This is a genomic window from Enterobacter cloacae complex sp. ECL72, assembly GCF_019056635.1.
Classification (GTDB): Bacteria; Pseudomonadota; Gammaproteobacteria; order Enterobacterales; family Enterobacteriaceae; genus Enterobacter; species Enterobacter hormaechei_C.
The window spans coordinates 435,568-462,042 of sequence record NZ_CP077659.1; the positions used below are offsets into that span (position 1 = coordinate 435,568).

Genomic DNA, 26,475 nt, shown 5'->3' on the forward strand with positions numbered 1-26,475 from the left:
CCATGGGCTTGAAACACCTCTTTGAAAAAATTGAGCCGCACTTTACCGAAGGGAAGCTCAAAAAGTACTACCCGCTGTATGAAGCGACCACGACCATTTTCTACACGCCGGGTCTGGTGACGAAAGGCGCGGCGCACGTTCGCGACGCCATCGACCTCAAGCGAATGATGATTCTGGTCTGGTTTGCGGTCTTCCCGGCCATGTTCTGGGGGATGTATAACGTTGGGTTGCAAACTATTCCGGCGCTGCACCATATGCACGATGCAGAGCAGCTGGCGCAGGTGATTCAGTCTGACTGGCACTATCGTCTGGCGCAGTCGCTGGGGGTGAGCTTTGCGGCAGATGCCGGCTGGGTCAGCATGATGACGCTGGGCGCTGTCTTCTTCCTCCCTATCTATATGACTGTCTTTATCGTGGGCGGTTTCTGGGAGGTGCTGTTCGCTATTATTCGCAAACATGAGATCAACGAGGGCTTCTTTGTTACCTCTATTCTGTTTGCGCTGATTGTTCCGCCAACGCTGCCGCTCTGGCAGGCGGCGATGGGGATCAGCTTTGGCGTGGTGATTGCCAAGGAGATCTTCGGCGGGACCGGACGCAACTTCCTCAATCCGGCGCTGGCAGGGCGCGCGTTCCTGTTCTTTGCTTATCCGGCGCAAATCTCGGGCGACCTGGTGTGGACGGCAGCAGACGGATTCTCCGGCGCGACGCCACTTTCACAGTGGGCGGCTGGCGGCGGCGAAACGCTGGTCAATAATGCAACCGGACAGCCTGTCACCTGGTTTGATGCGTTTATCGGCAATATTCCGGGCTCCATCGGTGAAGTGTCTACCCTGATGATTTTGATCGGCGGGGCCATCATCCTCTTTGGCCGCGTGGCGTCCTGGCGCATTGTCGCAGGCGTCATGCTCGGGATGGTACTCACCGCCACGCTTTTCAACTTCATTGGTTCAGACACAAACCCGATGTTCTCCATGCCGTGGTACTGGCACCTTGTGCTGGGAGGCTTTGCGTTTGGCATGATGTTCATGGCCACCGATCCGGTCTCGGCTTCGTTTACCGACAGAGGTAAATGGTGTTACGGCGCGCTCATTGGGGTGATGTGTGTACTGATTCGCGTGGTCAACCCGGCTTATCCGGAAGGGATGATGTTGGCCATTCTGTTTGCCAATCTGTTTGCGCCGCTGTTCGACTACCTGGTCGTGCGCGCCAACATTAAGCGGAGGAAGGCGCGTGGCTGAGATCAAAAATAACGACAGCATCAGCAAAACGCTGCTGGTGGTGCTGGTACTGTGTCTGGTCTGTTCCATTGTCGTGGCCGGTTCTGCCGTAGGGTTAAAGCCGCTACAGCAGGAGCAACGAGCGCTGGATAAACAGCGTAACATCCTGGCCGTGGCCGGGCTGATGCAGGAAGGCATGACGAAGGATGACGTCGCAGCGGTGTTTGCCGAACGTATTACCGCACGGCTGGTGGATTTAAAAACCGGGGAGTTAATGGATAAAGACCCGGCGAAATACAACCAGGCGCTGGCGCTAAAAGATCCGCAGATGAGCACCACGCTTGACGCCTCGCAGGATCCGGCAGGCATTAAGCGCCGCAGCAATGTCGCGGAGATTTACCTCGTCCGTGACGAGCAAAAGCGCATCCAGGAAATCGTGTTGCCCATCTATGGCAACGGTTTATGGTCAATGATGTACGCCTTTGTGGCGTTGGAAACCGATGGTCGTACGGTCAAAGGCATTACTTATTACGATCAGGGCGAAACACCAGGGCTGGGAGGCGAAGTTGAGAACCCTAACTGGCGGGCACAGTTTGTTGGTAAAAAAGTGCTCGACGACAACGGCCAGCCTGCGCTGAAGGTGGTGAAAGGGGGCGCGCGTCCCGGCGATGAATTTGCCGTTGATGGCCTTTCCGGTGCCACGCTCACCTCTAACGGTGTGCAGCACAGCTTTGATTTCTGGATGGGTGAACTGGGCTTTGGTCCCTTCCTGAAGAATGTACGTGAAGGAGCGCTGAATAATGGCTGATACGGGTGAACTGAAAGAAGTTAAAAAGGTGCTGATTGGCCCGCTGTTAGCCAATAACCCGATAACGTTACAGGTGCTGGGGGTGTGCTCGGCGCTGGCGGTGACCACCAAGCTGGAAACGGCGGTGGTCATGACGCTGGCGGTAACGCTGGTGACAGCGTTTTCCAGCATGTTTATCTCAATGATCCGCCACCACATACCCAACAGCGTGAGGATCATCGTGCAGATGGCGATTATCGCCTCGCTGGTGATCGTGGTCGATCAGCTCCTGCGCGCCTTCGCCTATGAAACCTCGAAGCAGCTTTCGGTGTTTGTCGGTCTGATAATCACCAACTGCATCGTGATGGGGCGTGCTGAAGCCTATGCGATGAAAATGCCACCGCTGGCGAGCTTTATGGACGGTATTGGCAACGGCCTGGGTTACGGCGTGATCCTGTTGACGGTTGGTTTCCTGCGCGAACTTATTGGCAGCGGCAAGCTGTTTGGCATTCCGGTGCTGGATACGGTACAGAACGGCGGCTGGTATCTGCCGAACGGCCTGTTCCTGCTGGCCCCAAGCGCATTTTTCATTATCGGTTTGCTGATCTGGCTGATTCGTACGTTGAAGCCTGAACAGCAGGAAAAGGAGTAACCGACAATGGCTCATTACCTGAGTTTATTTGTGCGCGCGGTGTTTGTTGAAAACATGGCGCTCGCTTTCTTCCTGGGCATGTGTACGTTCCTTGCCGTTTCTAAAAAGGTATCGACGGCATTTGGTCTGGGCGTGGCAGTTACCGTTGTGCTGGGGCTTTCCGTTCCGATTAACAACCTGGTATTCAACTTCGTGCTGCGCGATGGCGCGCTGGTGGAGGGGGTTGATCTTAGCTTCCTGAACTTCATCACCTTTATCGGAGTGATTGCGGCGCTTGTTCAGATCCTGGAGATGATCCTCGATAAATACTTCCCGTCGCTGTACAACGCGCTGGGGATCTTCCTGCCGCTGATCGCCGTGAACTGCGCCATCTTCGGTGGCGTCTCGTTTATGGTTCAGCGCGATTACAACTTCAGTGAATCGGTTGTGTATGGCTTCGGTTCCGGTATCGGCTGGATGCTGGCGATTGTCACCATGGCGGGGATCCGTGAAAAAATGAAATATGCCAACGTACCTGCGGGGCTTCGTGGCTTAGGGATCACCTTTATCACCACCGGCCTGATGGCGTTGGGCTTTATGTCCTTCTCCGGTGTGCAGCTATAAGGGCTAACAGATGGAAATTATTCTTGGCGTGGTGATGTTCACGCTGATAGTACTGGTGCTGTCAGGGCTGATCCTGGCGGCGCGTGCGAAGCTGGTCAATTCCGGGGATGTGATCATTGATATCAATGACGATCCGCAGAATCAGATCCGTACCCCGGCAGGGGATAAGCTGCTTAACACGCTCTCCGGCAACGGGATTTTTGTCTCGTCTGCCTGTGGCGGCGGTGGCTCCTGTGGCCAGTGCCGTGTGACGGTCAAAGAGGGCGGCGGTGATATTCTGCCAACGGAACTGTCGCATATCACGAAGCGTGAAGCGAAAGAGGGATGCCGTCTGGCGTGCCAGGTCGCTGTGCGCCAGAACATGAAGATTGAGCTGCCGGAGGAGATCTTCGGCGTGAAAAAATGGGAATGCGAAGTTATCTCTAACGATAACAAAGCCACGTTCATCAAAGAGCTCAAGCTGCGTGTCCCTGAAGGGGAGAGCGTCCCGTTCCGTGCGGGTGGGTATATCCAGATTGATTGTCCGGCACACACCGTCGCGTATGCTGACTTCGATGTGCCTGAGGAGTACCGGGCAGACTGGGATAAATTTAACCTCTTCCGCTTTGTTTCCGAGGTAAAAGAGCCCGCGCTTCGCGCCTATTCCATGGCTAACTATCCGGAAGAGAAGGGCATTATTATGCTCAACGTGCGTATCGCCACGCCGCCACCGAATGTGCCTGATGCCCCTCCTGGCGTCATGTCGTCGTATATCTGGTCCCTCAAGCCTGGCGACAAAGTGACGATTTCCGGCCCGTTCGGCGAATTCTTTGCCAAAGATACCGATGCGGAGATGGTCTTTATCGGCGGCGGTGCGGGTATGGCGCCGATGCGTTCGCATATTTTTGACCAGCTCAAACGACTTGGCAGCAAGCGTAAGATCAGCTTCTGGTACGGGGCGCGTTCACTGCGCGAAATGTTCTATGACGATGAGTTTGAACAACTGGCGCGTGATAACCCTAACTTTACCTTCCATGTGGCGCTATCCGATCCGCAGCCGGAAGATAACTGGACAGGCTATACGGGCTTCATCCACAACGTGCTGTATGAAAATTACCTCAAACAGCACCCGGCACCGGAAGACTGCGAGTTCTATATGTGTGGTCCACCAATGATGAACGCCGCCGTGATTAAGATGCTAAAAGATCTTGGCGTGGAAGATGAGAACATCATGCTTGATGATTTCGGAGGCTGATTATGCTGACTTTTCTGGCGACCTTTGCGGTGTTTGTGCTGGTGATCTTCGGCATGTCCTTAGGCTGGATCATCAAGCGTAAAAGCATTCAGGGCAGTTGCGGAGGCATCTCTTCCATCGGAATGGAAAAAGTGTGCGATTGTCCGGAACCGTGCGATGCGCGGAAAAAGCGGATGGCTCGCGAGCAGCAACGCATTATTTAGTCTTCCAGGTCGGGTAAGGCAACGCCGCCACCCGACAATTCCTGCGCGCACTTCTCAACCCTCATTTGTTTACTGTATACTTATCCAGTAATAAGTGAGGGCTTACTATGCGCAAAATAATCCATGTCGATATGGACTGCTTTTTTGCCGCAGTGGAGATGCGTGACAACCCGGCGCTGCGGGATATTCCGATCGCCATTGGCGGCAGCCGGGTTCAGCGCGGTGTCATCAGCACCGCCAACTATCCTGCTCGCAAATACGGTGTACGCAGCGCCATGCCGACAGCGATGGCGCTGAAACTGTGCCCGCATCTCACTCTTTTGCCCGGACGTTTTGATGCCTATAAAGAAGCATCGAGCCACATTCGGGAGATCTTCTCCCGCTACACCTCACTGATTGAACCGTTATCGCTGGATGAAGCCTATCTGGATGTCACCCACAGCATGCACTGCCACGGCTCCGCCACCCTCATGGCGCAGGAGATCCGCCAGACTATTTTTAATGAGCTGAACCTGACGGCATCGGCAGGCGTCGCGCCGGTCAAATTTCTCGCCAAAATCGCCTCCGATTTAAATAAGCCCAACGGCCAGTACGTCATCACTCCGGAAGAGGTTCCGGCGTTTTTAAAGACGCTGCCGCTCAGCAAAATCCCCGGCGTGGGCAAAGTCTCCGCCGCGAAGCTGGAAAGTATGGGGCTACGCACCTGCGAAGACGTTCAGCGCAGCGATCTGGCGCTGCTGCTTAAGCGTTTTGGCAAGTTTGGCCGCGTACTGTGGGAACGCAGTCAGGGCATTGATGACCGGGATGTGAACAACGAACGGCTGCGTAAATCGGTCGGCGTTGAACGCACACTGAGCGAAGATATCCATGACTGGACCGAGTGTGAAACCATTATTACGGAACAGCTTTATCCTGAGCTTGAACGACGCTTACTGAAGGTCAAACCGGATCTGCTTATTGCCCGACAGGGCATCAAACTGAAATTTAACGATTTTCAGCAGACGACGCAGGAGCACGTCTGGCCACGCCTCAACAAAGAGGATCTTATCGCGACGGCGAAAAAGGCGTGGGAAGAACGGCGGGGCGGACGAGGGGTGAGGCTGGTGGGGCTGCACGTCACCTTGCTGGATCCGCAGCTGGAGCGTCAACTGGTGTTGGGACTGTAGATTACGCTAATCGTAGGCCCGGCAAGCGTAGCGCCACCGGGCATCAAACGGCTAATTACTTAACAGGAATTGCTTTCAGCAGCTCAGTCAGCAGCGTCCAGTAGTGACCGACGCTTTCAATGTGAACCTGCTCATCCGGGGAGTGTGGCCCGGTGATGGTTGGCCCGATGGAGACCATGTCCATATCCGGATACGGTTTCTTGAACAGACCACACTCCAGACCCGCATGAATAACCTGAATGTTCGGGGTGCTGTTGAACAGTCGCTGATAAGTTTCACGCACCAGTGCCATGACCGGAGAACTTGCATCCGGCTGCCAGCCCGGGTAGCTGCCTTTTGCAGACGTTTTCGCGCCCGCCAGGGTACCCAGAGATTCCAGCATGCTCACAACGTACTCTTTACCGCTGTCGATCAGGGAACGGATCAGGCAGATGATCTCTGCGCTGTCGTCACCCATGGTCACCACGCCCACGTTCAGGGAGGTTTCCACCACGCCTTTCGCCACGTCAGAGTTGCGAATAACGCCGTTTGGCGTTGCGTTCAGCAGCTGGACGAACGTGTCACGAGACTGTGCGGTCAGCGCGGCTTTATCCGTCGTAACGGACTCCAGCACCACCGTCAGGTTTTTCTCTTTCGCAGACAGTTCGTTTTTCAGGATCTCCAGATACACGCTGGAGAGTTTTTTCAGTTCGTCCGCTTTCGACGCAGATACCGCCACGGTGGCGAAGGCTTCGCGAGGGATCGCGTTACGCAGAGTACCGCCGTTGAAGTCCACCAGACGCAGATCCAGTTCAGCGGCATGGCCCGCCAGGAAACGCGCTAGCAGTTTGTTGGCGTTGCCCAGGCCCAGGTGAATATCACCGCCGGAGTGACCGCCTTTCAGCCCTTTCAGCGTCAGCTTAAAGGTCTCGAATCCGGCAGGGATCGCTTCGCGGGACAGCGGCAGGGTAGAGATAAAATCGATCCCGCCCGCGCAGCCCATGTAGATCTCACCCTCTTCTTCGGAGTCGGTGTTGATCAGAATGTCCGCTTGCAGCCAGTTTGCCTGGAGACCGAACGCGCCATCCATGCCCGCTTCTTCAGTCATGGTCAGCAGCACTTCCAGCGGACCGTGTTCAACGCTGTCGTCAGCCAGCACGGCCAGCGCGGAAGCCATACCAATGCCGTTATCTGCGCCCAGAGTCGTGCCGCGCGCCTTCACCCACTCACCGTCGATGTACGGCTGGATCGGGTCTTTTGTGAAGTCGTGAACGGTGTCGTTGTTTTTCTGCGGAACCATATCCAGGTGCGCCTGCAATACCACTGGCTTACGGTTTTCCATACCTGCGGTGGCAGGTTTGCGGATAAGAATATTGCCAACCTGGTCGCGCTCAGCGTGCAGACCTTTTTCCTTTGCCCAACCCATAATATGTTCGGCAAGCTGTTCTTCGTGATAGGAAGGGTGCGGAATGGAGCAGATTTTGGCAAAAATATCCCACAGTGGTTGTGGAGATAATTGAGACAGTTCAGACACGATAGGTCTCCTTGTCGTTGCGCTGCAAAACAATGTTGCAGGTCACAGGGTTAGCAGGTTAATCGTTACCACAAGTCAGGCTTGCGAGATGCAACTGAGAATACCACTTTCTCCCGTGGCTGGTAGCATTAAGCATGTAAAAACTCAGGCTCATGGCGCGTAACACTGGTTTTTAGTGCGTCAGATCTCTATAATCTCGCGCAACCTGGTTCACCCTCATTTTTTTAAGCCGTATATAAACAGGCTGGGACACTTCACATGAGCGAAAAATACGTCGTCACCTGGGACATGTTGCAGATTCACGCACGCAAACTGGCTGCGCGTCTGATGCCTTCCGAACAGTGGAAAGGCATTATTGCCGTCAGCCGTGGCGGTCTGGTACCGGGGGCGCTGCTGGCTCGTGAGCTGGGTATTCGTCATGTCGATACCGTATGTATCTCCAGCTACGATCACGACAACCAGCGCGAACTGAAAGTGCTGAAACGCGCGGAAGGCGACGGTGAAGGCTTTATCGTTATCGACGATTTGGTGGACACCGGCGGTACCGCGGTGGCTATCCGCGAAATGTATCCAAAAGCGCACTTCGTCACGATCTTCGCGAAACCAGCGGGTCGCCCACTGGTTGATGATTACGTCATTGATATCCCGCAGGATACCTGGATTGAACAGCCATGGGATATGGGCGTGGTCTTCGTACCGCCTATCTCTGGCCGTTAATTTCAGTACGTAACTTTACACGCCCGGTTATGCCGGGCGTTGTTCTTTTTAGCCTGCCACGCGTTACAATGGTCTTCATATGACGTATCCATGGAGGCAACGCAATGACGCAGGCGAATCTTACCGAAACTCTCTTCAAACCCCGTTTCAAGCACCCTGAAACGTCGACGCTGGTGCGTCGGTTTAATCCGGGGACAATGCCTGCCGTTCAGTCAGCGTTAGACGGTAAGAACGTGCCCCACTGGTATCGAATGATTAACCGCCTGATGTGGATCTGGCGCGGCATCGATCCGCGTGAAATCCTCGACGTGCAGGCGCGTATCGTGATGAGTGAGTCCGAGCGTACCGACGGCGATCTCTACGATACGGTGGTGGGCTACCGTGGTGGAAACTGGATCTACGAATGGTCAAAGCAGGCCATGCTCTGGCAGCAAAAAGCGAGCCAGGAAGAAGACGCCACTCTCAGCGGAAAGCACTGGCTGCATGCGGCAAATCTGTACAGCATCGCTGCATATCCGCATCTTAAAGGCGACGAACTGGCAGAGCAGGCCCAGGCGCTGGCAAACCGGGCTTATGAAGAGGCCGCGCAGCGGTTGCCTGGCCGGATGCGTGAAATTGAGTTCGCCATTCCCGGTGGCAGCCCGGTGACCGGATTCCTGCATATGCCGGAGGGGGAAGGGCCGTTCCCGACGGTTCTGATGTGCGGTGGACTGGACTCGTTACAAATTGACTATTACAGCCTGTATGAGCGCTACTTTGCCCCAAACGGAATCGCCATGCTGACGCTTGATATGCCTTCCATTGGTTTTTCATCCAAATGGAAACTTACGCAAGACTCCAGCCTGCTGCACCAGCATGCTTTAAAAGCGCTGGAGAATATCCCTTGGGTTGACCACACCCGGGTTGGCGCGTTTGGCTTCCGCTTTGGCGCTAACGTCGCGGTACGGCTTGCCTACCTTGAATCTTCACGCCTGAAGGCCGTCGCCTGTCTTGGCCCGGTGGTGCATGCTCTGTTAAGCGATCCTGCGCGTCAGGGTAGCGTTCCTGAGATGTATCTGGACGTGCTGGCGAGCCGACTTGGCATGCATGATGCTTCAGACGAAGCGTTGCGCATTGAACTTAATCGTTATTCATTAAAAACGCAGGGCTTACTCGGCCGCCGCTGCCCAACCCCGATGATGTCCGGTTTCTGGAAGAACGATCCGTTTAGCCCGGAAGAGGAGTCACGCTTAATCACGTCGTCATCTTCTGATGGTAAATTGCTGGAGGTACCCTTCAGCCCGGTGTACCAGAATTTTGACAAAGCGCTGAAAGAGATCACACCCTGGATCACGCAGAGATTGTGTTAATAGTTTGCTAAATTTCGTTGGTTTGGTAAAACAGTGCTTCACAAAAGGAGATCGCAATGACGTTACCGAGTGGACACCCGAAAAGTAGACTGATTAAGAAGTTCATGGCTCTTGGCCCGTATATTCGAGAAGAGCAGTGTGAAGAGAATCGCTTTTTTTTCGACTGCCTGGCTGTTTGCGTCAACGTGAAGCCTGCACCCGAAAAACGTGAGTTCTGGGGCTGGTGGATGGAAATGGAAGCACAGGAAAACCGTTTTACCTATAGCTATCAGTTTGGCCTGTTTAATAAAGACGGGCACTGGCAGGCGACGAGCATCAAAGATCAGGAAGTGATCGATCGTCTGGAGCATACGCTAAAAGAATTTCACGGCAAAGCTCGTGATCTGCTGGCAACGCTGGATCTGAAGCTGGAGCCTGCGGACGATTTTTCCAGCGAAGCGGTGAAACTGAGAGCCTGATGATGTCACAGCGCCGGGTGGCGGCTACGCCTTACCCGGCATGAAAAATGTACTATCCCGTACGCCCGGTAAGCACAGCGTCACCGGGCACAAAAAAACCGGCTCAGCGCCGGTTTTTTATTACCACAACATCAGAACTGGTAGGTCATGCCCAGCGCAACGATATCATCGCTGCTTACGCCCAGTTTATTATCGTCATCGATCTGGTTGATCTTATAATCAACAAACGCAGACATATTTTTGTTGAAATAATATGTAGCACCTACGTCGATGTATTTCACGATATCTTCATCGCCGATACCTTCGATATCTTTGCCTTTAGACTGCACGTAACCCAGAGATGGACGCAGACCAAAGTCAAATTGATATTGCGCAACCACTTCGAAGTTTTGCGCTTTATTTGCAAAGCCACCGGAAATAGGGGCCATATTGCGGGTTTCGGAATAGATAGTGGCCAGATAAATATCGTTGGCATCATATTTCAAACCGGTTGCCCAGCCTTCTGCTTTTTTACCTTCGCCGCGTGCCTGAAGGTTTTGATCGTTAGTGCGATCGGAGCTGGCATACGCACCAATCACAGAAAAATCGCTGCCGCCGAAGTCATAGCTCAGGGAGGTACCGAAGCCGTCACCGTTTTGCTTCTTCACGTCGCGGTTTTCATTTTTGCCCTGGTATTGCAGGGTCATGTTCAGGCCGTCAACCAGGCCAAAGAAATCGGTATTACGGTATGTGGCCAGACCGGAGGCGCGTTTCGTCATGAAGTTATCGGTCTGCGCCAGGCCGTCACCGCCGAACTCCGGGAACATATCGGTGTATGCGGCGACGTCATACAGCGCGCCCAGGTTACGGCCGTAATCCAGTGAGCCGAAGTCTTTCAGTTTCAGCCCGGCAAATGCCAGACGTGTTTTTTGAGAAGAGTCGCTCTCAGCTTTGTTACCTGCGAACTCAGCTTCCCAACGTCCGTAGCCCGTCAGCTGATCGTTAATCTGCGTTTCACCCTTAAAGCCGAAACGAACGTAAGTCTGGTCACCATCCTTAGCGTCATCATCACTGATGTAGTGCATTGCTTTTACTTTGCCGTACACGTCCAGTTTATTCCCGTTTTTATTATAAACTTCTGCTGCCTGAACAGATGCGGAAGCAACTACGCCCATTACCACTAATGCCAGAGTGCTCTTTTTCATTTTCAATCCTGATTTTATAAAAACGCGCTAATATTCGCTGAGTAATAAGATTCGACTTATTACCCCGTGAAAAACAGGAAGGGTTTTATCGTTCGTGGGTGAAAGTTTTATGACAAAGTAAGAATATGTCTAAAAAAGTATGTTTTAATTTTTCGGTAATAAAATTGTCAAAATCTGCCGCTACGCTTCCTGATCCCGCGCAACAAAGTGACGGGTCATGCGCTAAGGCAGTTGGCAACGGAGCTGACACCTGTTAAAACGTCTGACTGACATCATTTTCCCTTATTGTTGAACGGCAGAGAATCATGAGTGACAGCCAGACGCTGGTGGTAAAACTCGGTACCAGTGTGTTAACAGGCGGATCGCGCCGCCTGAATCGTGCCCATATCGTTGAGCTTGTACGTCAGTGCGCTCAGTTGCATGCCGCAGGGCATCGTATTGTGATTGTGACTTCCGGGGCGATTGCCGCCGGGCGTGAACACCTGGGCTACCCCGAACTCCCCGCGACGATCGCCTCCAAACAGCTGCTGGCCGCCGTGGGACAAAGCCGACTCATACAGCTCTGGGAACAACTGTTCTCCATCTACGGCATTCACGTCGGGCAGATGCTGCTGACGCGTGCGGATATGGAAGACAGAGAACGTTTCCTGAACGCCCGCGATACGCTGCGTGCACTGCTGGATAACCATATCGTTCCGGTCATTAACGAAAACGACGCTGTTGCCACCGCTGAAATCAAAGTGGGCGACAACGATAACCTCTCTGCGCTGGCGGCGATCCTGGCAGGGGCCGATAAGCTACTGCTTCTGACCGATCAGCAGGGGCTGTTTACCGCTGACCCGCGTTCTAATCCACAGGCAGAACTAATTAAAGACGTTCACGGCATTGACGATGCGCTGCGCGCCATTGCGGGTGACAGCGTTTCTGGTCTGGGGACAGGCGGCATGGGCACCAAGCTCCAGGCCGCGGACGTGGCGTGTCGGGCCGGTATCGACACCATCATCGCCGCGGGCAGCCGTCCGGGCGTGATCGGTGATGTGATGGAAGGCATCTCTGTGGGCACACGATTCCACGCTCAGGCATCCCCGCTGGAAAACCGAAAGCGCTGGATCTTTGGCGCGCCCCCGGCTGGCGAACTGACCGTGGATGAAGGCGCGACCGCCGCTATTCTGGAAAGAGGAAGCTCGTTACTTCCAAAAGGAATTAAAAGCGTGACAGGCAACTTCTCGCGTGGTGAAGTGATCCGAATCCGTAACCTTGAAGGTCGCGACATCGCTCATGGCGTAAGTCGTTATAACAGCGACGCGCTGCGTCGGATTGCTGGTCACCATTCCCAGCAGATCGACGCCATCCTGGGCTATGAATATGGCCCGGTTGCCGTGCATCGTGACGACATGATTATTCGTTAAGGAGCCAGAACATGCTTGAACAAATGGGCGCAGCCGCGAAAGCAGCCTCTTATAAACTGGCGCTCCTTTCCAGCCGCGAGAAAAACCGCGTGCTGGAAAAAATCGCTGATTATCTGGAATCTCAGTCGCAGGAAATTTTGCTCGCCAACGAGCAGGATCTGCTGGAAGCGCGTCGCAACGGCTTAAGCGAAGCGATGCTCGATCGTCTGGCGCTGACCCCGGCGCGTCTGAAAGGTATCGCCGACGACGTCCGTCAGGTGTGCAACCTCCCCGACCCGGTAGGGCAGGTGATTGACGGTGGGGTGCTCGACAGCGGATTACGCCTTGAGCGTCGCCGCGTGCCGCTTGGCGTCATTGGGGTGATTTACGAAGCGCGTCCAAACGTGACGGTGGATGTCGCCTCCCTGTGCCTGAAGACCGGTAATGCCGCGATCCTGCGTGGCGGGAAGGAGACCTGGCGCACCAACGCCGCGACGGTAAACGTCATTCAGCAGGCGCTGGAGGAGTGTGGTTTACCGGCGGGTGCCGTGCAGGCGATTGAAAGCCCCGACCGTGCGCTGGTCAACGAGATGCTGCGCATGGACAAATACATCGACATGCTGATCCCACGCGGCGGCGCGGGCTTGCACAAGCTGTGCCGTGAGCAATCTACCATTCCGGTGATCACCGGTGGTATTGGCGTATGCCATATCGTAGTGGATGACACCGCGGAGGTAGAACCTGCGCTGAAGATTATCGTCAACGCTAAAACACAGCGTCCAAGCACCTGTAATACGGTGGAAACGCTGCTGGTGCATCAGGGCATCGCCAGTACCTTCCTGCCAGCGCTGAGCAAGCAGATGGCGGAAAGTGGCGTCAAGCTGCATGCGGATGAGAAGTCTCTCGCCCTGCTGAAAGACGGTCCGGCGAAGGTCGTTCCGGTTAACGCGGAGCAGTACGACGATGAGTATTTGTCGCTGGATCTGAACGTGAAGGTGGTTGCGGATCTCGATGACGCTATTGCGCACATTCGTGAACACGGAACCCAGCATTCTGACGCGATCCTGACGCGCACCCTGCGCAATGCCGATCGGTTTGTGAATGAAGTGGATTCGTCTGCGGTTTACGTGAATGCCTCGACGCGCTTCACCGATGGCGGCCAGTTTGGTCTGGGCGCGGAGGTGGCTGTGAGCACTCAGAAGCTGCACGCCCGCGGTCCGATGGGGCTGGAAGCACTGACCACCTACAAGTGGATCGGCTACGGTGATGATACGATTCGTGGGTAAATAATCGCGGGTGATGCAAAAATAGCCGTTTGATTCAAAAGGGCATTGACGCATCACCCGGTTAGATCTACTCTTTTGCCCCGTGGTTACGCTCGTAACCGGCCTTTCAGGGCCGATATAGCTCAGTTGGTAGAGCAGCGCATTCGTAATGCGAAGGTCGTAGGTTCGACTCCTATTATCGGCACCATTCTAACGTCTCCCCAAGTCTACTAAAGTTCACTGAAACCCCTTATACTCTGCGCTTTACAGCCCCTTTTAGTATTTCTATGTCTACTAAAGTTCCCTGAAATCTACAGTCGTTTGGGGGTACTTATGGGGGTATATGCTGTTCGGTCTAGAGGAGGTACCCCCAAGTGAAACTAAACGCCCGGCAGGTGGACACCGCCAAACCTAAAGATAAGCCTTACAAGCTGGCTGATGGTGGTGGTTTGTATCTCCTGATTAAACCTAATGGCGGCAAATACTGGCGGCTCAAGTATCGTGTAGCCGGCAAAGAGAAGCTGTTAGCGCTGGGTGTGTATCCTGAAGTCACATTGGCCGATGCTCGGGCAAAACGTGAAGAAGCCAAAAGGGGTATCGCTGGGGGTATCGATCCTATGGAAGCGAAACGGGAAGAGAAGATCGCCCGTGAAACGCAGTTAAACAACACTTTCAAAGATATTGCCCTTGAGTGGCACAGCAGCAAACTAAAAAAATGGTCTGCTGGGTATGCCTCAGACATCCTGGAGGCTTTCAACAAAGATGTGTTCCCTTACATTGGCAAAAAACCAATAGCCGATATCAAACCGCTTGAACTGTTGAATGTGCTGCGGCGCATTGAGGGGCGCGGCGCTACAGAAAAGGCCAAAAAAGTTAGGCAGCGCTGCGGGGAAGTTTTCCGTTATGCAATAGTTACCGGCCGTGCTGAGTATAACCCCGCTCCGGATCTCACCAGCGCCATGCAAGGGCATGAGTCCAATCATTATCCTTTCCTTACACCGAAAGAATTGCCTGATTTCTTCAAGGCGTTGTCAGGATATACAGGAAGCGCTTTAGTAGTTTTGGCCGCTCGTTTGCTGATTATCACCGGCTTGCGTACCGGCGAACTCCGCGGGGCATTTTGGGATGAAATCAATATCAGTAAGGCCGTCTGGGAAATACCAGCATCACGCATGAAAATGCGTCGCCCTCATGTGGTGCCGTTGTCCAGGCAAGCTCTTACGCTTATTGGCCAGCTCCAAGAGCTAACAGGCAATTACCCGCTTATGTTCCCTGGCCGTAACGATCCGCGAAAAACAATGAGTGAAGCCAGCATAAACCAAGTCTTTAAGCGGATTGGCTATGACGGAAAAGTCACCGGGCACGGTTTCCGGCACACCATGAGTACCATCCTTCACGAAAAGGGCTACAACACCGCGTGGATAGAAACGCAGCTGGCACACGTCGACAAAAACTCTATTCGAGGAACGTACAACCACGCTCAGTACATAGACGGCCGACGTGAAATGCTTCAGTGGTATGCCGACTATATGGAAGCGTTAGAAAACGGCGAAAATGTAGTGCATGGAACATTTGGGAAAAGCGCTTAACTGTATGTATAGACAGTGCTAATTGACAGTAGTAGACTTCTGTAGACTATCGTTAGCAGGAAGCTTTTATGCGAGAAAACATCCTCAACATGCCCCATCATCTTCGCCGACAACGTGTGGTCACTGCTGAGCAGGCTGCAATGGCTATGGCTGGCGTGTACAGTTGTTCACGCTTAGATGAGTTGAAAGCTAAATTCCCTCCTGAGATCTACAACATTGCTTCCAGTTACTTGAGGATAATTTTGAGTGCTGTAAACGCAGAAGAACTACATCCCAAGAGAACATGGTCTAGCTCACTTGGCGGAGATATCACTGGAGCTGATTTTTATTCCAATGATATTTGGCCTTGGGCTGTAAAAGAAATATCAGCTACAGATAGTTGGTTTGGATGTGATCCAGATAGCTCTAGCGAAAAGTACCAGCCTTTACGAAGCGTGTGGGGCGAGTTTGCTGGTAAAGATACAGCGTTAAAACTGATCGCTGGAATGGCTATTGCGCTTGAAAAATCAGGTGGCAAATATGTTCGCGGTAAAAATTTGAACAAATCCGAAGTTGCTAGAAGTGCTTCAAGAAGCATATTGGAGCATGGCGATGGCATCGATGTGACAGATAAGGCATTGACTATGCTAATTAATGAAGCTCTGAACACATACGCTTCCAAATAGCTCGTAAGGATTTCCAAAAAGACGATCCTCAAGTTCTAAAACTTCTGGCCGTACTTCTATTTCAGTGGAGGCGCTGCTTCCAACTGATTTACCGTGACTTCCACAACTACCCGCATGTTTTTGCTGAAATATACCTCGTAGACCACATTAGACTTCGAGAGGTATATATGTCCCAATCCCTTATCCGCTTACCTGAAGTTCAGCGCAGAACCGGCTATAGCAAGGCTTGGATCTATCGACTCATGGCTGAGCAACGTTTCCCCTCATCCATAAAGATTGGTTCTCGAGCAATCGCTTTCATTGAAAGCGAAATTGATGAATGGATTAGTGAGCGCATTGAATCGTCACGCAGCCAAACGAACTGAGATTCCGTGAGCAGAGATAATTTGCGAGAGTTTGCACTTCGGATCTCGCAAAATAAGTTTGTCGCGACAGCTCACTAAACAATTCAAAAAGGTTAATGCCATGAAGAACAATTATGCCCGTCTGGGGCAGGGCTTCGCTCACCCTAAAAACTCCTTGCCTTGTTATTCAACTGAAGGGTATTCTTTAAAAGCATCAGCAAAATCTGGTGCCAGGATTGGCGTCCTGAATGACTGTATGGCGACACATGACGCGCCAAGCGTCTTTTTTTGTGCCGTTGATCCGTCTCACCTATTTTCACGCGTTGTGGTTCAAAACCGCTCTGCTAGCAAAATTATGGTGGGCTGGGTGGGGGCGGAGAAATCCGCGCCGGAGTCCATACAGTCCGGTTACGCCAACCCTGCTCAGTCCACCACCAGTGAAATTGGCGTTTCCGGTGGTGGCTATCTAGACCACTGTATGGAGGCTGCCACATGGCTACTACCCCAACCCAAAAACTGCCCAAATTCACCTGGCTTTTCCTCGGTACGCCGAAAGGCCGGACCTGCACTCCCGTTGTTATCCGCATCGTTGCCGACAGTGAGCAAGAAGCCCGCGAGTTTTATTCCCGCTGGGATCTTATCTTTGCCGCCAAAATTCGCTCTGAATGTTCGCTTTATCAATACAGCAGCGGCGCGTTTGAACTGGATGTTGCGAAACTGGGAGGTAGCCATGTTTAACCTCCAGACCCTGACAGCTAAAGCCCGCGAGCTGCGCGGCAACGTGGTAAAAGCCACTACTACGAAAGGTAGCCGCACCATGACCCCCGTTTACGAACGGGAAGAGCAGCGCAAACTGCGCGAACGCATCCAGCAGACCCAGCCGGACTGGGTTTTACTCTGGTGGGATATTGCGACCGTTACCGGCTGGCGTACGAGCGACGTGTGCAATTTCCGTTACTCCTGCATTAACTGGGAAACAGGCATTGCAACGATCATCGTAGCGAAGCAGACCAAAGCAGCAGAAGCCAGAGCGACCCGTAAGGGGATCGAGATTGTTCGCCAGCAGCGCAAGGACGCCGCCCGGCTTGCTGGAGATCACATTGCCTACATGCACTGGGATAGCGTGAGCTGCGACGAGCTGGCCGCCGGTATGACGGAGGAAGAACAGGCGATCGTGTTTGAGCTGGTGGCAAAGGCTGAGGTTAAGCATGATACCAAACAGCTGCCGCCGGGCATCATCAAACGACTGCGTGAACGCATGGAGCGCAATCTTATCGGTGACGACCTGGTATTTTCCCGCAGCCAGATTGAAAGTAACCGTTGCCAGTCTCTGGAAGGTAGCGTGAGCCGCCAGACAATCTGGAAGAAACTGCACAACGTAATGCTGTGGTTTACGCGCGTCGTAAACACGCGTCTGCGCCTGAGCGCCTACTCCAGCCGCAAAATTGCCGCCTTTAATCTCATGTCCGCTGGCGGCGAACAGGGCTTGCTGGTCGCCTCTGAAATGCTCGGGCACAGTAACCCGGCAATTACCCGAACTTACCTCCAGTTAGGCAGTAAGGCCTCTGCCATTCAATCCCGTCTGGCCATGGAGGTATCTGTATGACAACGGTTATCCCAATTTGCTGTCTCGGTGCTTTCGCCGATCATATCCCTGCGCAATTAAATAGTGTGCGATTTTGTTTTACCAGCCAGTTATTAAGGGACGGGGAGGGGAAATTATGACTCCTGTTTACGATCTGGTTCGCCGGGCCGACGGCAAAAACGTATTCAGTTTTCCGGCCGGTGGTCGCTATCTGGTGGACACGTCGAACGGGTTGCAGTCGATGCGCCCCCTTCTGGACGACGAGATCATTTTTACGGTGGAGAGTGCCGCGCGCTTTCTGAGGAAAATTGGTTATCAGGTAATCCCGCCAGCGGCGTGAGGTAAAAAATATGACGATTAAAAATTCCGGCTTAGCTGCTGGTGGCCGCGCTCACCCTGAAATCAGGCCGGGCGATAAATGGAAGGACGGTCGGGGCAACATAGTAATTATCGAAAGTTACCGATTCGACAGAGTGACATATTGCCGCGAGGGGTACAGCTCACCGTGTTTTTGCACGCCAGAAAGACTGGTGCGGGAATTTGAATTTGTTTCTTCCGCGCCGGTCGCCGACGAAAAAGATATCGATCGGATTATGCGGGTACAGGGCATCGAGCGAATTCGTGTCATGCGGGAAATCATCAGGGAGCGAGGGAACAGAAAATGAAGAATGCACCAAACCTTAAAAAGCAGCCGGCGGATCTCATGGAGGAGTCAATCATCTTTGCCGGCGCCGATGCCTGGACGTTCGCCAAAGCATGGCAGGAAATGAACCCGATTGGCGACACGGTGCCGCCGGTTGTGCTGGATAAAAAGCAGCTGGCGGAGCTGGAGAATATCCGCATTGTTGATGATGGCCGGCTCTATGCCCGGGTTTGCCGCGGCGGGCATCTGACCGAACGGCAGATAACCATTCTCGCGACAAAGCTGGCGTTGGCCGGCGTGGAGCGCGCGCAATTCTACTCTGAAGGTTATCAGCTACTGGAGGACTGGACGCCCCAGTTGCCGCGCCTCAAAGCCGATGCGGAAGCCGGCAAAAGCATGGTGATCGGCAAACCGCTGACAGATGTAAACCTTCGCGACCTGGCTGATAACGAAAAGGCGCTCATACTGGCCGCGCGTTACACCGGCATTGCGATCAATGAAAACAGCGAAGGCGTGTACGTCTACCGCGCTGGCATCTGGGAGAAAACGTCACTGCTCGAGCTGAGCCGCGAAATGGTGGCTATCTACAACGAGAACAAAACCAACTTCAGCAAGCGCGCGATCAACAACGTTATCGACGCCCTGAAAATCGTTATCCCGGTAATGGGGGAGCCGCGGCGCAGCCTGATCCCCTTTGCTAATGGCGTCTACGATATGGAAACCGGCGTTTTCTCCGAACACAGCCAGGATAACTGGCTGACCAACCACAACGGCGTGACCTACACACCGGCGGTGCCGGGCGAAAACCTCCGCGACCACGCGCCGAACTTCCATAAGTGGCTAAGTTACGCATCAGATAGAGACGCAATTAAGATGCAGCGCATCGCTGCAGCGCTCTTTATGGTGCTGGCGAACCGGTACGACTGGCAGCTGTTCCTCGAGATAACCGGGGAGGGCGGCAGCGGGAAAAGCGTCTTCACCCATATCGCGACGATGCTGGCCGGCGTGCATAACACCGCCAGCGGGAACATGGCGGCGCTCGACAGTGCACGCGGGCGGGCGCAGTTCGTCGGCAAGAGCATGATAACGCTTCCTGATCAGCCCAAATATTCAGGTGAGGGCACCGGGATAAAGGCAATCACCGGCGGGGATGCGGTGGAGATCGACCCGAAACACGAGCACCAGTACACCGCCGTTCTGCGGGCGGTGGTTGTGGCCACGAACAACACGCCGATGATTTTCACCGAACGCGCCGGCGGCGTTTCCCGGCGCCGCGTAATTTTCCAGTTTAACCGGCGCGTCAGCGAAGAGGATAAGGATCCCGACCTGGCAGAAAAGATATCCGCTGAAATTCCGGTGGTTGTTCGCCGGCTGCTGGCGAACTTTTCAAACCCGGAAAAAGCGCGGGCGCTGCTGCTGGAACAGCGGAACAGCGAAGAGGCATTAGAGGTGAAACAGAAAACGGATCCGCTTTATGCCTTCTGCGCGCATCTTGAGCGGCTGGCTGATTGTGCGGGAATGATGGTAGGAAACCGTAATCCGCCTCACTATCCGCGAATTTATCTCTATCACGCTTACCTGGCATTCCTGGAGGCCAACGGTTTCGACAAGCCGCTGACGCTGAATAAATTCGCAGAGGGGATGGAAAGCGCGATGAGGGAGTTTAATCACGAGTACCGTAAGGAACGTAGAGCCCGTGGCATGGTGACTAACGTTGAACTTTCGGAAAGTGCGGAAGACTGGTTACCTCAGACGCATCCTGTAGCCGGTCATAAAGAATGAAGTTCAGATAAATATGGAGAAAGGTATACATAGTATACATGGTATACATCGAGAGAATAATTTATATATAAATCAGTGAAATAAACCATGTATACCTTGTTTTCAGGTATACACAGGGTGTACATGGTGTTCATTCTCTCATTAATCATCTGATGGTTTATTAAACAGAATGATGTATACCGTGTAGACCTGAAATCCCAAAATGTAGGCTGGTGTTCATAGGTTAATGTATTGTTTTATAAGTAATTTATTGCCTTAATGAACACCATGTATACCTTGAGGGCAAATTCTTTAAAACGCATCCACTCTTTTAGCGTTGTACACCCCTGCAATTTCATTAACATCGTTTCATAAATCGCAATTGATTATTCGATTGTTGCGATTTATGGAATTTTAACGGTTGCTATTACAGGGGGCATCATGAGCAAGGTTAACGTTAAGCCCGTCCTGCTGAACGGGGAGCAGATTCAGGCTCTGAAAACCATTCAGGAGAGGGAGCGCCAGAAGTCGGGCATGGGGATCGCGCCGTCAATCCATGCTGTTGCGCGCAAGGTATTTGATGCAGGGCTATCAAAAATGGAGGCTGGCCAGTGAGCTACTCAATCAAAATTGGGAAACACAGCATCGAGCTGGGGGGTTATGCCGGTAAGGTTGTTGCGCCAAATACTCAGATGGCCGCTTTATTTCGTGGCATGGCGGGCGAACTCACCAGCCTGAGGACAACGGCGCAGCAGGCCGAAGCTGAGGCGGATTTGCTGGACGTTATCCGCAACGATCCGGATCTGAACGAACAGGCAAAAAACCGCAGGGCAGGTGAAGCCCGGAACCCGGACACGCTCAAAGACTTTACCCGCGGCGTCGCAGCCGTAAGCGAGCAGGCCGCAAACATTCTCGATTATCTGAAGAACAAGCTCGCGCCGGTTAATCCACTGGCATCTGATGATGTTCAGGGATTCATGCGTGACAGTGAAATGCGCCTGGCATTCGCCCGGCTGGATCGCCGCAGCCAGGAAAAAATGCTGCTGTCGATGCACAGTGGAAAGCACCAGGAACTGGCGGACGCCTTGCTAAGGGCGCACGCAGTGTGTTCGGGACTCGATACGGAACAGCTAAAACGTCTCGGCTTCTCCCGTGTTGCATCAGAGAACGGGCAGGTGATTAGCGCGGTTGCCGATCTGGTCGACGCGGTAAGGAAGGACGTTGCACAAATTACAGCTGTCCGAACCTGGTATAACAATCTCGTGTACGGGAAGAACGACGATCCATCAGAAGTTCAGCCACGCATGACCGGCCTTGATCAGTTAAGCGAACATGTCAGCGCAATGCTCAAAGGCAGCCAGCGCCAGACACATTCAGAAGAGAAGCAGGCCGCCTGAGGGCGGCTTTTTTCTGCCCGGAGGGAAACACAGGATGCTGTTAAGTAAATCAGCCTACGCCAGGCATATGGGCGTTAGCCGGCAAACTGTTTACGGCTGGATAGCGCGAGGTGAAATTGTAATTTCAGGCGATAAAGTGGATGTTGACGCATCGCAGGCTAAACAAAATTCTGCTGGTGTTGGCGAACACCAGACTGAAATGACGTGGGCGCAGGCCGCCGAATGGGTATGGGGGCATGACGGCGGGAAAGCGCTGCCGGCTGATATTGATGCTGGCCAGCGAATAGAGGCAGCAGCCGCTGAACTTGGTTTTGAAGTTCAGCACGAGCCCGATGAACAACTGCTGATTCTCTTCCGGCTTGATGAAGAAACCCACAGCTTCTATGGCAAAGATCACATGGCTGGTGGTCTGCGTTTCCTGCGTTCCGAGCTGGCCTATGTGGCCGCAATGCATCCCGACACCCAGGATGACTGGAGCGAAACAGGATTAAAGGCACTCTGTCTGCTGGCAGGTGAAAAACTGTAAACCCCCAGCCAAACCTAACTCCTCTAACTTGACACTTTTTCGTGAAAAACAGGGAAAAGTGTCAACCCAACCTAACGGATCCTAACGCTCACGCACAACAGCTGCAGCCAACGTGTAAAGGGCTGATGCGAAGCACGGCAGGTGTCAGCCTGTTATGGTTTGTTATGCCTTACTAGGGAAAACTAGGGGGAAAGTGTCAACCGCTACCGCTTTAGAAAACTTCAGGTACACGAACTCGTGAAGGGGAGGTGTTAAGCACTCCCCCTTTGCAACCATCCTCGAGCCTCTTTCAGATCGCTGTTCTGGTTTGCCCGGACGCTGGCGTTCAGATTGAGTTGTCAAAAGTTGTCACCCACCGGCAGCGCCAGTGGGGATTTTTGGCAGAACGCGCTCTAAGTTACAGTTGCTTCAGTCAGTATTTTCATGAGAACAACTATTAAACTTTATATTTTTGAAATATCATATTTTTTTGCAATTTCCCCTGCCGCTTTTTCAATGCCTGGATAAACTGTACTTTCGTTGATACCAAAGCGTGCGAGCTCTTTCATTAAACCACTTTTGTTTTGTATACGTAGTTTTTTTATTTTTATCTCACTAAAACCTGTTTCAGGAAGAACGGCATCTTCACCGAATATTAAGAATGCCCCTGACTGAGAGTTAATTCTTGGGTTTGTCATTCTTCCCTTCACAACAAGTAGACTTCTTAAGTCAGAAGGTTCAATGACATGTTTGAAATATGATTTTTCATCCTTGATTAAATGTAAGAGTTGCGCACAAGGATCAGTTTTATTAAATTCATGCTTGTTAAGGTTGAAATCTAATTCCTTTTTTAGATGTTCAGGCAAACGCGAAAGGTTTGCAATACAACTAACCGTATCAGAGTCAAAGAACTTAATTTGATTTTTTTTTGTGGTAATAATTATCACATTACCATCAACCTCACTTCCCTTTTCTATTTTTTTACTGGAACATGCGAAGTAAAGGGCAATGAGAGGATTTGTGGTTACATCAAGTAAACGTGTTGGAAGACCGTAGTGTTGCATTCGAACCAGTTTGTCGAGCATATATCTATCGGTAGTAAATTCGGATGGTTGGACTGTTAATAATTCTGTAATCATTTCTGATTCATGTTGCCTATAACGAAAAACCCCCTCCGGACTTTTACGGTATAATGATGGTTCCAATTCATACCGATGATCTGAATGTCCGCGATAAAATACCTCTTCATTCTCATCAAAGTTATGTTTCAATACTTTATCAAGATAGGTATTAACATCAGATATTACGATATCTTCGGTTTTGTTTGGGAGGTTGGTTTTTTTAGGCTGAACTGGTGGTAATTGTCCCTCTATACCAAGTAAATCTAATACTGTGTCAATATCAAGTCGTTTTATTGACCAGTGAGTTCTGTGTAGTCCGAAGCCACCTAGGGATAGAGCATCGGAATAATGACTTTCATCATTTAACTTGCATTTGCCGAGATTTCTTTCAATTTTAAAGTTGAACGCAATAACTGTATCTCGCCCCAATTTAGTGATTTTTAAATCACTAATACTACCTATTCTGATCTCAGAGTATTCAGATGTGTCAAAATCCTCGCCCCACTCTCTTTCCGGTTCCGTCATAAATAATACAGGTAATGAGGAGAGATATTCTAGAGATTCATCAGTGAGAGGTAGTAAATTATTTCTAATATCCTCTGGTGTTGATTCAAGTAAACGCGAAACTGAAAAATTTTCTCGGCCAGAATCTTCTTTGATGAAGTTATAAATATCACCAGCAACTATTAAATTAAACATAAACAATCCTTTTAATAAGAAGTGACAATAAAATTAATTGTTATATAACAAATAGTTATTATACCCTGTTTTGTTATGAATATCGATTAATAAAACATATATAAAAATAACACGTGGCTTGTGCAAAGTATTATAAACAAAAATTCGAATGTGCAACCTTGATCACATATTTATTGAAAATAAATGATTTCTATAAGCTGCTTGTTATCTTACAATAGACTTGAAATCACAAAATTATCATTAATTTAGTTGTTCATTTGGTTTTATCCTTATATAGTCAACATTAAATTTTATTCTGCTAACATGCTTATGGTTTACAGTCGAGTCATTTCAATAAGCTCTATGGTCTAAGGTATATGAAGCTATCTAAGGAGCTGTAAAATATGGAAAAAGAGTATAGTAAGGATAGGTTATTGGATTTAACAGCCCACTTTGAGCGGCGTAAGCAATACGCGTCGGAAAAAATAAAGCATTTACGAGAGCAACATGAAATATGTTTTGCTTTGTCTGGTCTAACCTTTAGTAAAAGTCCCTATATTTTTGAGGGTATCGGCGTTTTAAGAGAAGTACTTTATCCGCCTGGAGAAATCGAGCTTGCTGCTGCCCTTAAGAATAAATCCTTACTAAGCCCTATTGCTCGCCATATGCCTGCATTAACGCATGAACTTGCTTTGCAATGCTGTAATTCAACTTTTCAACAGACAGAGTTAAACATAGGATGGTGGATCTTATCGGCGATCAGATGTCGTACTCTCATTGAGGTACTTGTCCCCGCGGTAGCAAATGTATCATGGGATGTTTTCCCCGCGATGAACTCAAACTCCTGCGAAGTACAACTTCTTGAAGACGTACCTGCAACTCGTCGAATAGATACCGTTAAAGAACTATCGCTTGAGGCTCTCGATTGGGTTCAACAATACTTAGAAAATTGGATAACTTTGCTTGAGTTCCCGGCCTTTAGACTAGCTATAGATTCTCTTACGACCCACAACCAACACGCCAATTTACGGATGTCTGCAGCGGCGTTATGGGCAGGAATTGAGGCTCTTTTTGGCATAAACTCCGAACTTCGTTTCCGGCTGGCGATCATGGCGGCGGCATATCTTGAAGAAAGAGGGGTACAGCGTTTAGAGGCGTATCGCAGGATAAAGAAACTGTATGATTATCGCTCTAAAGCGGTACACGGTGGAGTTACGTCAGATCATCACTTAGTTGAGCATATAATTGAGGTAAGGAAGCTCCTATCGCAACTAGTTTGCCGGATGACAGAGCTAGGCAGAATGCCAACTGTTGAAGATTATGAAGAAAGACTTCTTACTTAAAATCACTTAAATAGTTGCGCGGTCACATTAAGCGAATTACCTCAAAAAATTCACACTTGAAAGTAATTCGGTCAATTTAATTTTAAGCTAAAACTATTTGGGGGTACTTATGGGGGTATCTAATAAAACACAACATTATTAAACGTATAAATAACAGTTGTTTATGACGGTTTGTTTTATTCCTATTATCGCACCATCTAAATCAAATAGTTACCCTACATTCCAGTAAATCTCATTCTCAGATCATGGCAGCAAATGTTGCTAATGGCTGCACATTTTCGCGTCATCGTTTTGTACCTCAAAGAAGTTGATCGGCGGCATAACCCTAAAGGCTATACCGCCAGCGCCATATTATCGCGCCATTAACGCAAACACCCCCCAGCCAAAGTACTCCCGCGTGTACGTCACATGACGTTCAGGCGCTATCGTCAGCTCCGCCCGAACTTCCTGCGCGAAGTCATCGTCTGGGTTTTCCTCCAGCCAGCGCCGCATGGTCATCCATTTCGCGGCTTCGTACCTGTCCCAGCCTTCCTGGTCAGCCAGCACCATTTCAACCAGGTCATAGCCCTGTTGATCGAAAGACGCAACCAGACCGGGCAGAGTGAGAAAGTCTGCAATCGACGAGACGCCGCAGGCCTGGGCTATCTCTGCCGTCGCGGGTACCTGACGCCAGTACGGTTCGCCGATGAGCATTATCCCCCCGGGCTTGAGGCTTTTTGCCAGCAGATCCATCGTCCCGGCTACGCCACCCGCAATCCAGGTTGCGCCAACGCAGGCCGCCACGTCACATTTTTCATTCGCGACGTAGCCGGCCGCGTCGTTATGAATGAAATGGACGCGTTCGCTGACGCCGAGTTCCTCTGCGCGCCGCGTGGCCTGCGCGGTGAAGAGCTGGCTCATATCAATACCGACACCGGTAATGGTGTGATCCCTAGCCCAAGTACAAAGCATCTCTCCCGAGCCGCTGCCGAGATCGAGAATGCGTGTGCCTGGCTTCATGCGTAACACGCGGCCCAGCGTCGCGTACTTCTCTGGTGTAAAGGGGTTATGAATGCGGTGTTCGCTTTCGCTAACAGTAAAAATACGTGGGATATCCATCATCCTCTCC

General features: G+C 51.5%; 28 protein-coding genes, 1 tRNA gene and 1 pseudogene. 26 read left to right on the forward strand and 4 right to left on the reverse strand.

The genetic code is table 11. The features are described from left to right. The first annotated feature begins 2 nt into the window (after nt 1-2). The 7 genes from KTH07_RS02045 to dinB all read left to right on the forward strand — a co-directional run bounded on the left by KTH07_RS02045 (nt 3) and on the right by dinB (nt 5,862). Complete coding sequence (locus KTH07_RS02045) at nt 3-1,238, forward strand: NADH:ubiquinone reductase (Na(+)-transporting) subunit B (RefSeq protein ID WP_023303122.1); 1,236 nt, start codon at nt 3-5, stop codon at nt 1,236-1,238. Further along, nucleotides 1,231-2,025 (forward strand): Na(+)-translocating NADH-quinone reductase subunit C, encoded by a 795-nt coding sequence (locus KTH07_RS02050; protein ID WP_017383124.1) that lies wholly within the window; start codon nt 1,231-1,233, stop codon nt 2,023-2,025. Before KTH07_RS02045 ends, KTH07_RS02050 begins: the two co-directional genes overlap by 8 nt. Next, a complete protein-coding gene (locus tag KTH07_RS02055; RefSeq protein ID WP_003863219.1) occupies nt 2,018-2,656 on the forward strand; it encodes an NADH:ubiquinone reductase (Na(+)-transporting) subunit D in 639 nt (212 codons plus the stop codon). The genes KTH07_RS02050 and KTH07_RS02055 overlap by 8 nt, the downstream gene beginning before the upstream one ends. Nucleotides 2,657-2,662: 6 nt before the next feature. Beyond that, nucleotides 2,663-3,259 (forward strand): NADH:ubiquinone reductase (Na(+)-transporting) subunit E, encoded by a 597-nt coding sequence (gene nqrE / locus KTH07_RS02060; protein WP_003863217.1) that lies wholly within the window; start codon nt 2,663-2,665, stop codon nt 3,257-3,259. Nucleotides 3,260-3,269: 10 nt separating this feature from the next. Further along, nucleotides 3,270-4,493, forward strand: a complete 1,224-nt coding sequence (gene nqrF / locus KTH07_RS02065) for an NADH:ubiquinone reductase (Na(+)-transporting) subunit F (protein WP_015571374.1) — start codon at nt 3,270-3,272, stop codon at nt 4,491-4,493. A 2-nt stretch (nt 4,494-4,495) separates the two neighbouring features. Continuing rightward, a complete protein-coding gene (nqrM, locus tag KTH07_RS02070) occupies nt 4,496-4,696 on the forward strand; it encodes a (Na+)-NQR maturation NqrM (RefSeq protein ID WP_003863212.1) in 201 nt (66 codons plus the stop codon). Between the two features lie 107 nt (nt 4,697-4,803). Continuing rightward, nucleotides 4,804-5,862, forward strand: a complete 1,059-nt coding sequence (gene dinB / locus KTH07_RS02075) for a DNA polymerase IV (RefSeq protein WP_023303124.1) — start codon at nt 4,804-4,806, stop codon at nt 5,860-5,862. Nucleotides 5,863-5,917: 55 nt separating this feature from the next. On the opposite strand, the gene pepD is transcribed toward dinB, so the two are convergent. After that, nucleotides 5,918-7,375 carry a cytosol nonspecific dipeptidase gene (gene pepD, locus KTH07_RS02080; RefSeq protein ID WP_023303125.1) on the reverse strand — a complete coding sequence of 486 codons (1,458 nt, stop codon included), beginning with the start codon at nt 7,373-7,375 and terminating at the stop codon, nt 5,918-5,920. 258 nt (nt 7,376-7,633) lie between these two features. Between pepD and gpt the strand changes: the two genes are divergently transcribed. From gpt to crl, 3 genes are all read left to right on the forward strand, one after another. Beyond that, complete coding sequence (gene gpt / locus KTH07_RS02085) at nt 7,634-8,092, forward strand: xanthine phosphoribosyltransferase (RefSeq protein ID WP_003863205.1); 459 nt, start codon at nt 7,634-7,636, stop codon at nt 8,090-8,092. 104 nt (nt 8,093-8,196) lie between these two features. Then, nucleotides 8,197-9,441 (forward strand): esterase FrsA, encoded by a 1,245-nt coding sequence (gene frsA / locus KTH07_RS02090; protein WP_217310878.1) that lies wholly within the window; start codon nt 8,197-8,199, stop codon nt 9,439-9,441. Between the two features lie 56 nt (nt 9,442-9,497). After that, complete coding sequence (crl, locus tag KTH07_RS02095; RefSeq protein ID WP_006809999.1) at nt 9,498-9,899, forward strand: sigma factor-binding protein Crl; 402 nt, start codon at nt 9,498-9,500, stop codon at nt 9,897-9,899. A 131-nt stretch (nt 9,900-10,030) separates the two neighbouring features. Here the strand turns inward: crl and phoE are convergent, their stop codons facing one another. Next, complete coding sequence (gene phoE, locus KTH07_RS02100) at nt 10,031-11,083, reverse strand: phosphoporin PhoE (protein ID WP_017383128.1); 1,053 nt, start codon at nt 11,081-11,083, stop codon at nt 10,031-10,033. Between the two features lie 305 nt (nt 11,084-11,388). Here phoE and proB point away from each other — a divergent pair, with 305 nt between their 5' ends. The 15 genes and pseudogenes from proB to KTH07_RS02175 all read left to right on the forward strand — a co-directional run bounded on the left by proB (nt 11,389) and on the right by KTH07_RS02175 (nt 22,246). Next, nucleotides 11,389-12,492, forward strand: a complete 1,104-nt coding sequence (proB, locus tag KTH07_RS02105) for a glutamate 5-kinase (RefSeq protein WP_015571369.1) — start codon at nt 11,389-11,391, stop codon at nt 12,490-12,492. Between the two features lie 11 nt (nt 12,493-12,503). Further along, nucleotides 12,504-13,757 (forward strand): glutamate-5-semialdehyde dehydrogenase, encoded by a 1,254-nt coding sequence (proA, locus tag KTH07_RS02110; protein WP_063162183.1) that lies wholly within the window; start codon nt 12,504-12,506, stop codon nt 13,755-13,757. Nucleotides 13,758-13,868: 111 nt separating this feature from the next. Next, nucleotides 13,869-13,944: transfer RNA gene (locus KTH07_RS02115), tRNA-Thr, on the forward strand. 166 nt (nt 13,945-14,110) lie between these two features. Next, nucleotides 14,111-15,325: an integrase arm-type DNA-binding domain-containing protein gene (locus KTH07_RS02120; protein WP_063162184.1), complete on the forward strand. Its 1,215-nt coding sequence runs from the start codon at nt 14,111-14,113 to the stop codon at nt 15,323-15,325. 68 nt (nt 15,326-15,393) lie between these two features. Next, the gene (locus KTH07_RS02125; protein WP_063162185.1) at nt 15,394-15,990 is read left to right on the forward strand and encodes a hypothetical protein; all 597 of its coding nucleotides are present in this window, start codon (nt 15,394-15,396) and stop codon (nt 15,988-15,990) included. A 167-nt stretch (nt 15,991-16,157) separates the two neighbouring features. Next, the gene (locus KTH07_RS02130) at nt 16,158-16,355 is read left to right on the forward strand and encodes an AlpA family transcriptional regulator (RefSeq protein ID WP_045339018.1); all 198 of its coding nucleotides are present in this window, start codon (nt 16,158-16,160) and stop codon (nt 16,353-16,355) included. A 235-nt stretch (nt 16,356-16,590) separates the two neighbouring features. Further along, a pseudogene (locus KTH07_RS23420) lies at nt 16,591-16,779 on the forward strand (ash family protein); the annotation flags it as partial. Nucleotides 16,780-16,826: 47 nt separating this feature from the next. Beyond that, nucleotides 16,827-17,072, forward strand: a complete 246-nt coding sequence (locus KTH07_RS02140; RefSeq protein WP_020802552.1) for a host cell division inhibitor Icd-like protein — start codon at nt 16,827-16,829, stop codon at nt 17,070-17,072. After that, a complete protein-coding gene (locus tag KTH07_RS02145) occupies nt 17,065-17,940 on the forward strand; it encodes a tyrosine-type recombinase/integrase (protein ID WP_063162186.1) in 876 nt (291 codons plus the stop codon). Before KTH07_RS02140 ends, KTH07_RS02145 begins: the two co-directional genes overlap by 8 nt. Before the next feature lie 115 nt (nt 17,941-18,055). After that, nucleotides 18,056-18,259 carry a hypothetical protein gene (locus KTH07_RS02150; RefSeq protein ID WP_006809969.1) on the forward strand — a complete coding sequence of 68 codons (204 nt, stop codon included), beginning with the start codon at nt 18,056-18,058 and terminating at the stop codon, nt 18,257-18,259. Nucleotides 18,260-18,269: 10 nt separating this feature from the next. Continuing rightward, nucleotides 18,270-18,584 (forward strand): DUF4222 domain-containing protein, encoded by a 315-nt coding sequence (locus tag KTH07_RS02155; protein ID WP_063162187.1) that lies wholly within the window; start codon nt 18,270-18,272, stop codon nt 18,582-18,584. After that, nucleotides 18,581-20,344, forward strand: coding sequence for a primase-like DNA-binding domain-containing protein (locus tag KTH07_RS02160; protein WP_063162188.1), 1,764 nt, complete (start codon nt 18,581-18,583; stop codon nt 20,342-20,344). The genes KTH07_RS02155 and KTH07_RS02160 overlap by 4 nt, the downstream gene beginning before the upstream one ends. 420 nt (nt 20,345-20,764) lie before the next feature. After that, the gene (locus KTH07_RS02165) at nt 20,765-20,938 is read left to right on the forward strand and encodes a hypothetical protein (RefSeq protein ID WP_014830800.1); all 174 of its coding nucleotides are present in this window, start codon (nt 20,765-20,767) and stop codon (nt 20,936-20,938) included. After that, the gene (locus tag KTH07_RS02170; RefSeq protein WP_063162189.1) at nt 20,935-21,720 is read left to right on the forward strand and encodes a hypothetical protein; all 786 of its coding nucleotides are present in this window, start codon (nt 20,935-20,937) and stop codon (nt 21,718-21,720) included. Before KTH07_RS02165 ends, KTH07_RS02170 begins: the two co-directional genes overlap by 4 nt. A 34-nt stretch (nt 21,721-21,754) precedes the next feature. Next, nucleotides 21,755-22,246: a hypothetical protein gene (locus KTH07_RS02175; RefSeq protein WP_074147582.1), complete on the forward strand. Its 492-nt coding sequence runs from the start codon at nt 21,755-21,757 to the stop codon at nt 22,244-22,246. A gap of 443 nt (nt 22,247-22,689) precedes the next feature. Here the strand turns inward: KTH07_RS02175 and KTH07_RS02180 are convergent, their stop codons facing one another. After that, complete coding sequence (locus KTH07_RS02180) at nt 22,690-24,045, reverse strand: FRG domain-containing protein (protein ID WP_063162190.1); 1,356 nt, start codon at nt 24,043-24,045, stop codon at nt 22,690-22,692. 383 nt (nt 24,046-24,428) lie between these two features. Here KTH07_RS02180 and KTH07_RS02185 point away from each other — a divergent pair, with 383 nt between their 5' ends. After that, nucleotides 24,429-25,367 (forward strand): HEPN domain-containing protein, encoded by a 939-nt coding sequence (locus tag KTH07_RS02185; RefSeq protein ID WP_063162191.1) that lies wholly within the window; start codon nt 24,429-24,431, stop codon nt 25,365-25,367. A gap of 351 nt (nt 25,368-25,718) precedes the next feature. Here the strand turns inward: KTH07_RS02185 and KTH07_RS02190 are convergent, their stop codons facing one another. Further along, nucleotides 25,719-26,465 (reverse strand): cyclopropane-fatty-acyl-phospholipid synthase family protein, encoded by a 747-nt coding sequence (locus KTH07_RS02190; protein ID WP_023303167.1) that lies wholly within the window; start codon nt 26,463-26,465, stop codon nt 25,719-25,721. Between the last annotated feature and the right edge of the window lie 10 nt (nt 26,466-26,475).

Bases quoted from the DNA above. Each gene is read 5' to 3' on its own strand.
- KTH07_RS02045 (WP_023303122.1), top strand. From the start codon at position 3: ATGGGCTTGAAACACCTCTTTGAAAAAATTGAGCCGCACTTTACCGAA.
- KTH07_RS02055 (WP_003863219.1), top strand. From the start codon at position 2,018: ATGGCTGATACGGGTGAACTGAAAGAAGTTAAAAAGGTGCTGATTGGC.
- nqrE (WP_003863217.1), top strand. From the start codon at position 2,663: ATGGCTCATTACCTGAGTTTATTTGTGCGCGCGGTGTTTGTTGAAAAC.
- nqrF (WP_015571374.1), top strand. From the start codon at position 3,270: ATGGAAATTATTCTTGGCGTGGTGATGTTCACGCTGATAGTACTGGTG.
- nqrM (WP_003863212.1), top strand. From the start codon at position 4,496: ATGCTGACTTTTCTGGCGACCTTTGCGGTGTTTGTGCTGGTGATCTTC.
- dinB (WP_023303124.1), top strand. From the start codon at position 4,804: ATGCGCAAAATAATCCATGTCGATATGGACTGCTTTTTTGCCGCAGTG.
- gpt (WP_003863205.1), top strand. From the start codon at position 7,634: ATGAGCGAAAAATACGTCGTCACCTGGGACATGTTGCAGATTCACGCA.
- frsA (WP_217310878.1), top strand. From the start codon at position 8,197: ATGACGCAGGCGAATCTTACCGAAACTCTCTTCAAACCCCGTTTCAAG.
- crl (WP_006809999.1), top strand. From the start codon at position 9,498: ATGACGTTACCGAGTGGACACCCGAAAAGTAGACTGATTAAGAAGTTC.
- phoE (WP_017383128.1), bottom strand. From the start codon at position 11,083: ATGAAAAAGAGCACTCTGGCATTAGTGGTAATGGGCGTAGTTGCTTCC.
- proB (WP_015571369.1), top strand. From the start codon at position 11,389: ATGAGTGACAGCCAGACGCTGGTGGTAAAACTCGGTACCAGTGTGTTA.
- proA (WP_063162183.1), top strand. From the start codon at position 12,504: ATGCTTGAACAAATGGGCGCAGCCGCGAAAGCAGCCTCTTATAAACTG.
- KTH07_RS02125 (WP_063162185.1), top strand. From the start codon at position 15,394: ATGCGAGAAAACATCCTCAACATGCCCCATCATCTTCGCCGACAACGT.
- KTH07_RS02130 (WP_045339018.1), top strand. From the start codon at position 16,158: ATGTCCCAATCCCTTATCCGCTTACCTGAAGTTCAGCGCAGAACCGGC.
- KTH07_RS02140 (WP_020802552.1), top strand. From the start codon at position 16,827: ATGGCTACTACCCCAACCCAAAAACTGCCCAAATTCACCTGGCTTTTC.
- KTH07_RS02145 (WP_063162186.1), top strand. From the start codon at position 17,065: ATGTTTAACCTCCAGACCCTGACAGCTAAAGCCCGCGAGCTGCGCGGC.
- KTH07_RS02150 (WP_006809969.1), top strand. From the start codon at position 18,056: ATGACTCCTGTTTACGATCTGGTTCGCCGGGCCGACGGCAAAAACGTA.
- KTH07_RS02155 (WP_063162187.1), top strand. From the start codon at position 18,270: ATGACGATTAAAAATTCCGGCTTAGCTGCTGGTGGCCGCGCTCACCCT.
- KTH07_RS02160 (WP_063162188.1), top strand. From the start codon at position 18,581: ATGAAGAATGCACCAAACCTTAAAAAGCAGCCGGCGGATCTCATGGAG.
- KTH07_RS02165 (WP_014830800.1), top strand. From the start codon at position 20,765: ATGAGCAAGGTTAACGTTAAGCCCGTCCTGCTGAACGGGGAGCAGATT.
- KTH07_RS02175 (WP_074147582.1), top strand. From the start codon at position 21,755: ATGCTGTTAAGTAAATCAGCCTACGCCAGGCATATGGGCGTTAGCCGG.
- KTH07_RS02180 (WP_063162190.1), bottom strand. From the start codon at position 24,045: ATGTTTAATTTAATAGTTGCTGGTGATATTTATAACTTCATCAAAGAA.
- KTH07_RS02185 (WP_063162191.1), top strand. From the start codon at position 24,429: ATGGAAAAAGAGTATAGTAAGGATAGGTTATTGGATTTAACAGCCCAC.
- KTH07_RS02190 (WP_023303167.1), bottom strand. From the start codon at position 26,465: ATGGATATCCCACGTATTTTTACTGTTAGCGAAAGCGAACACCGCATT.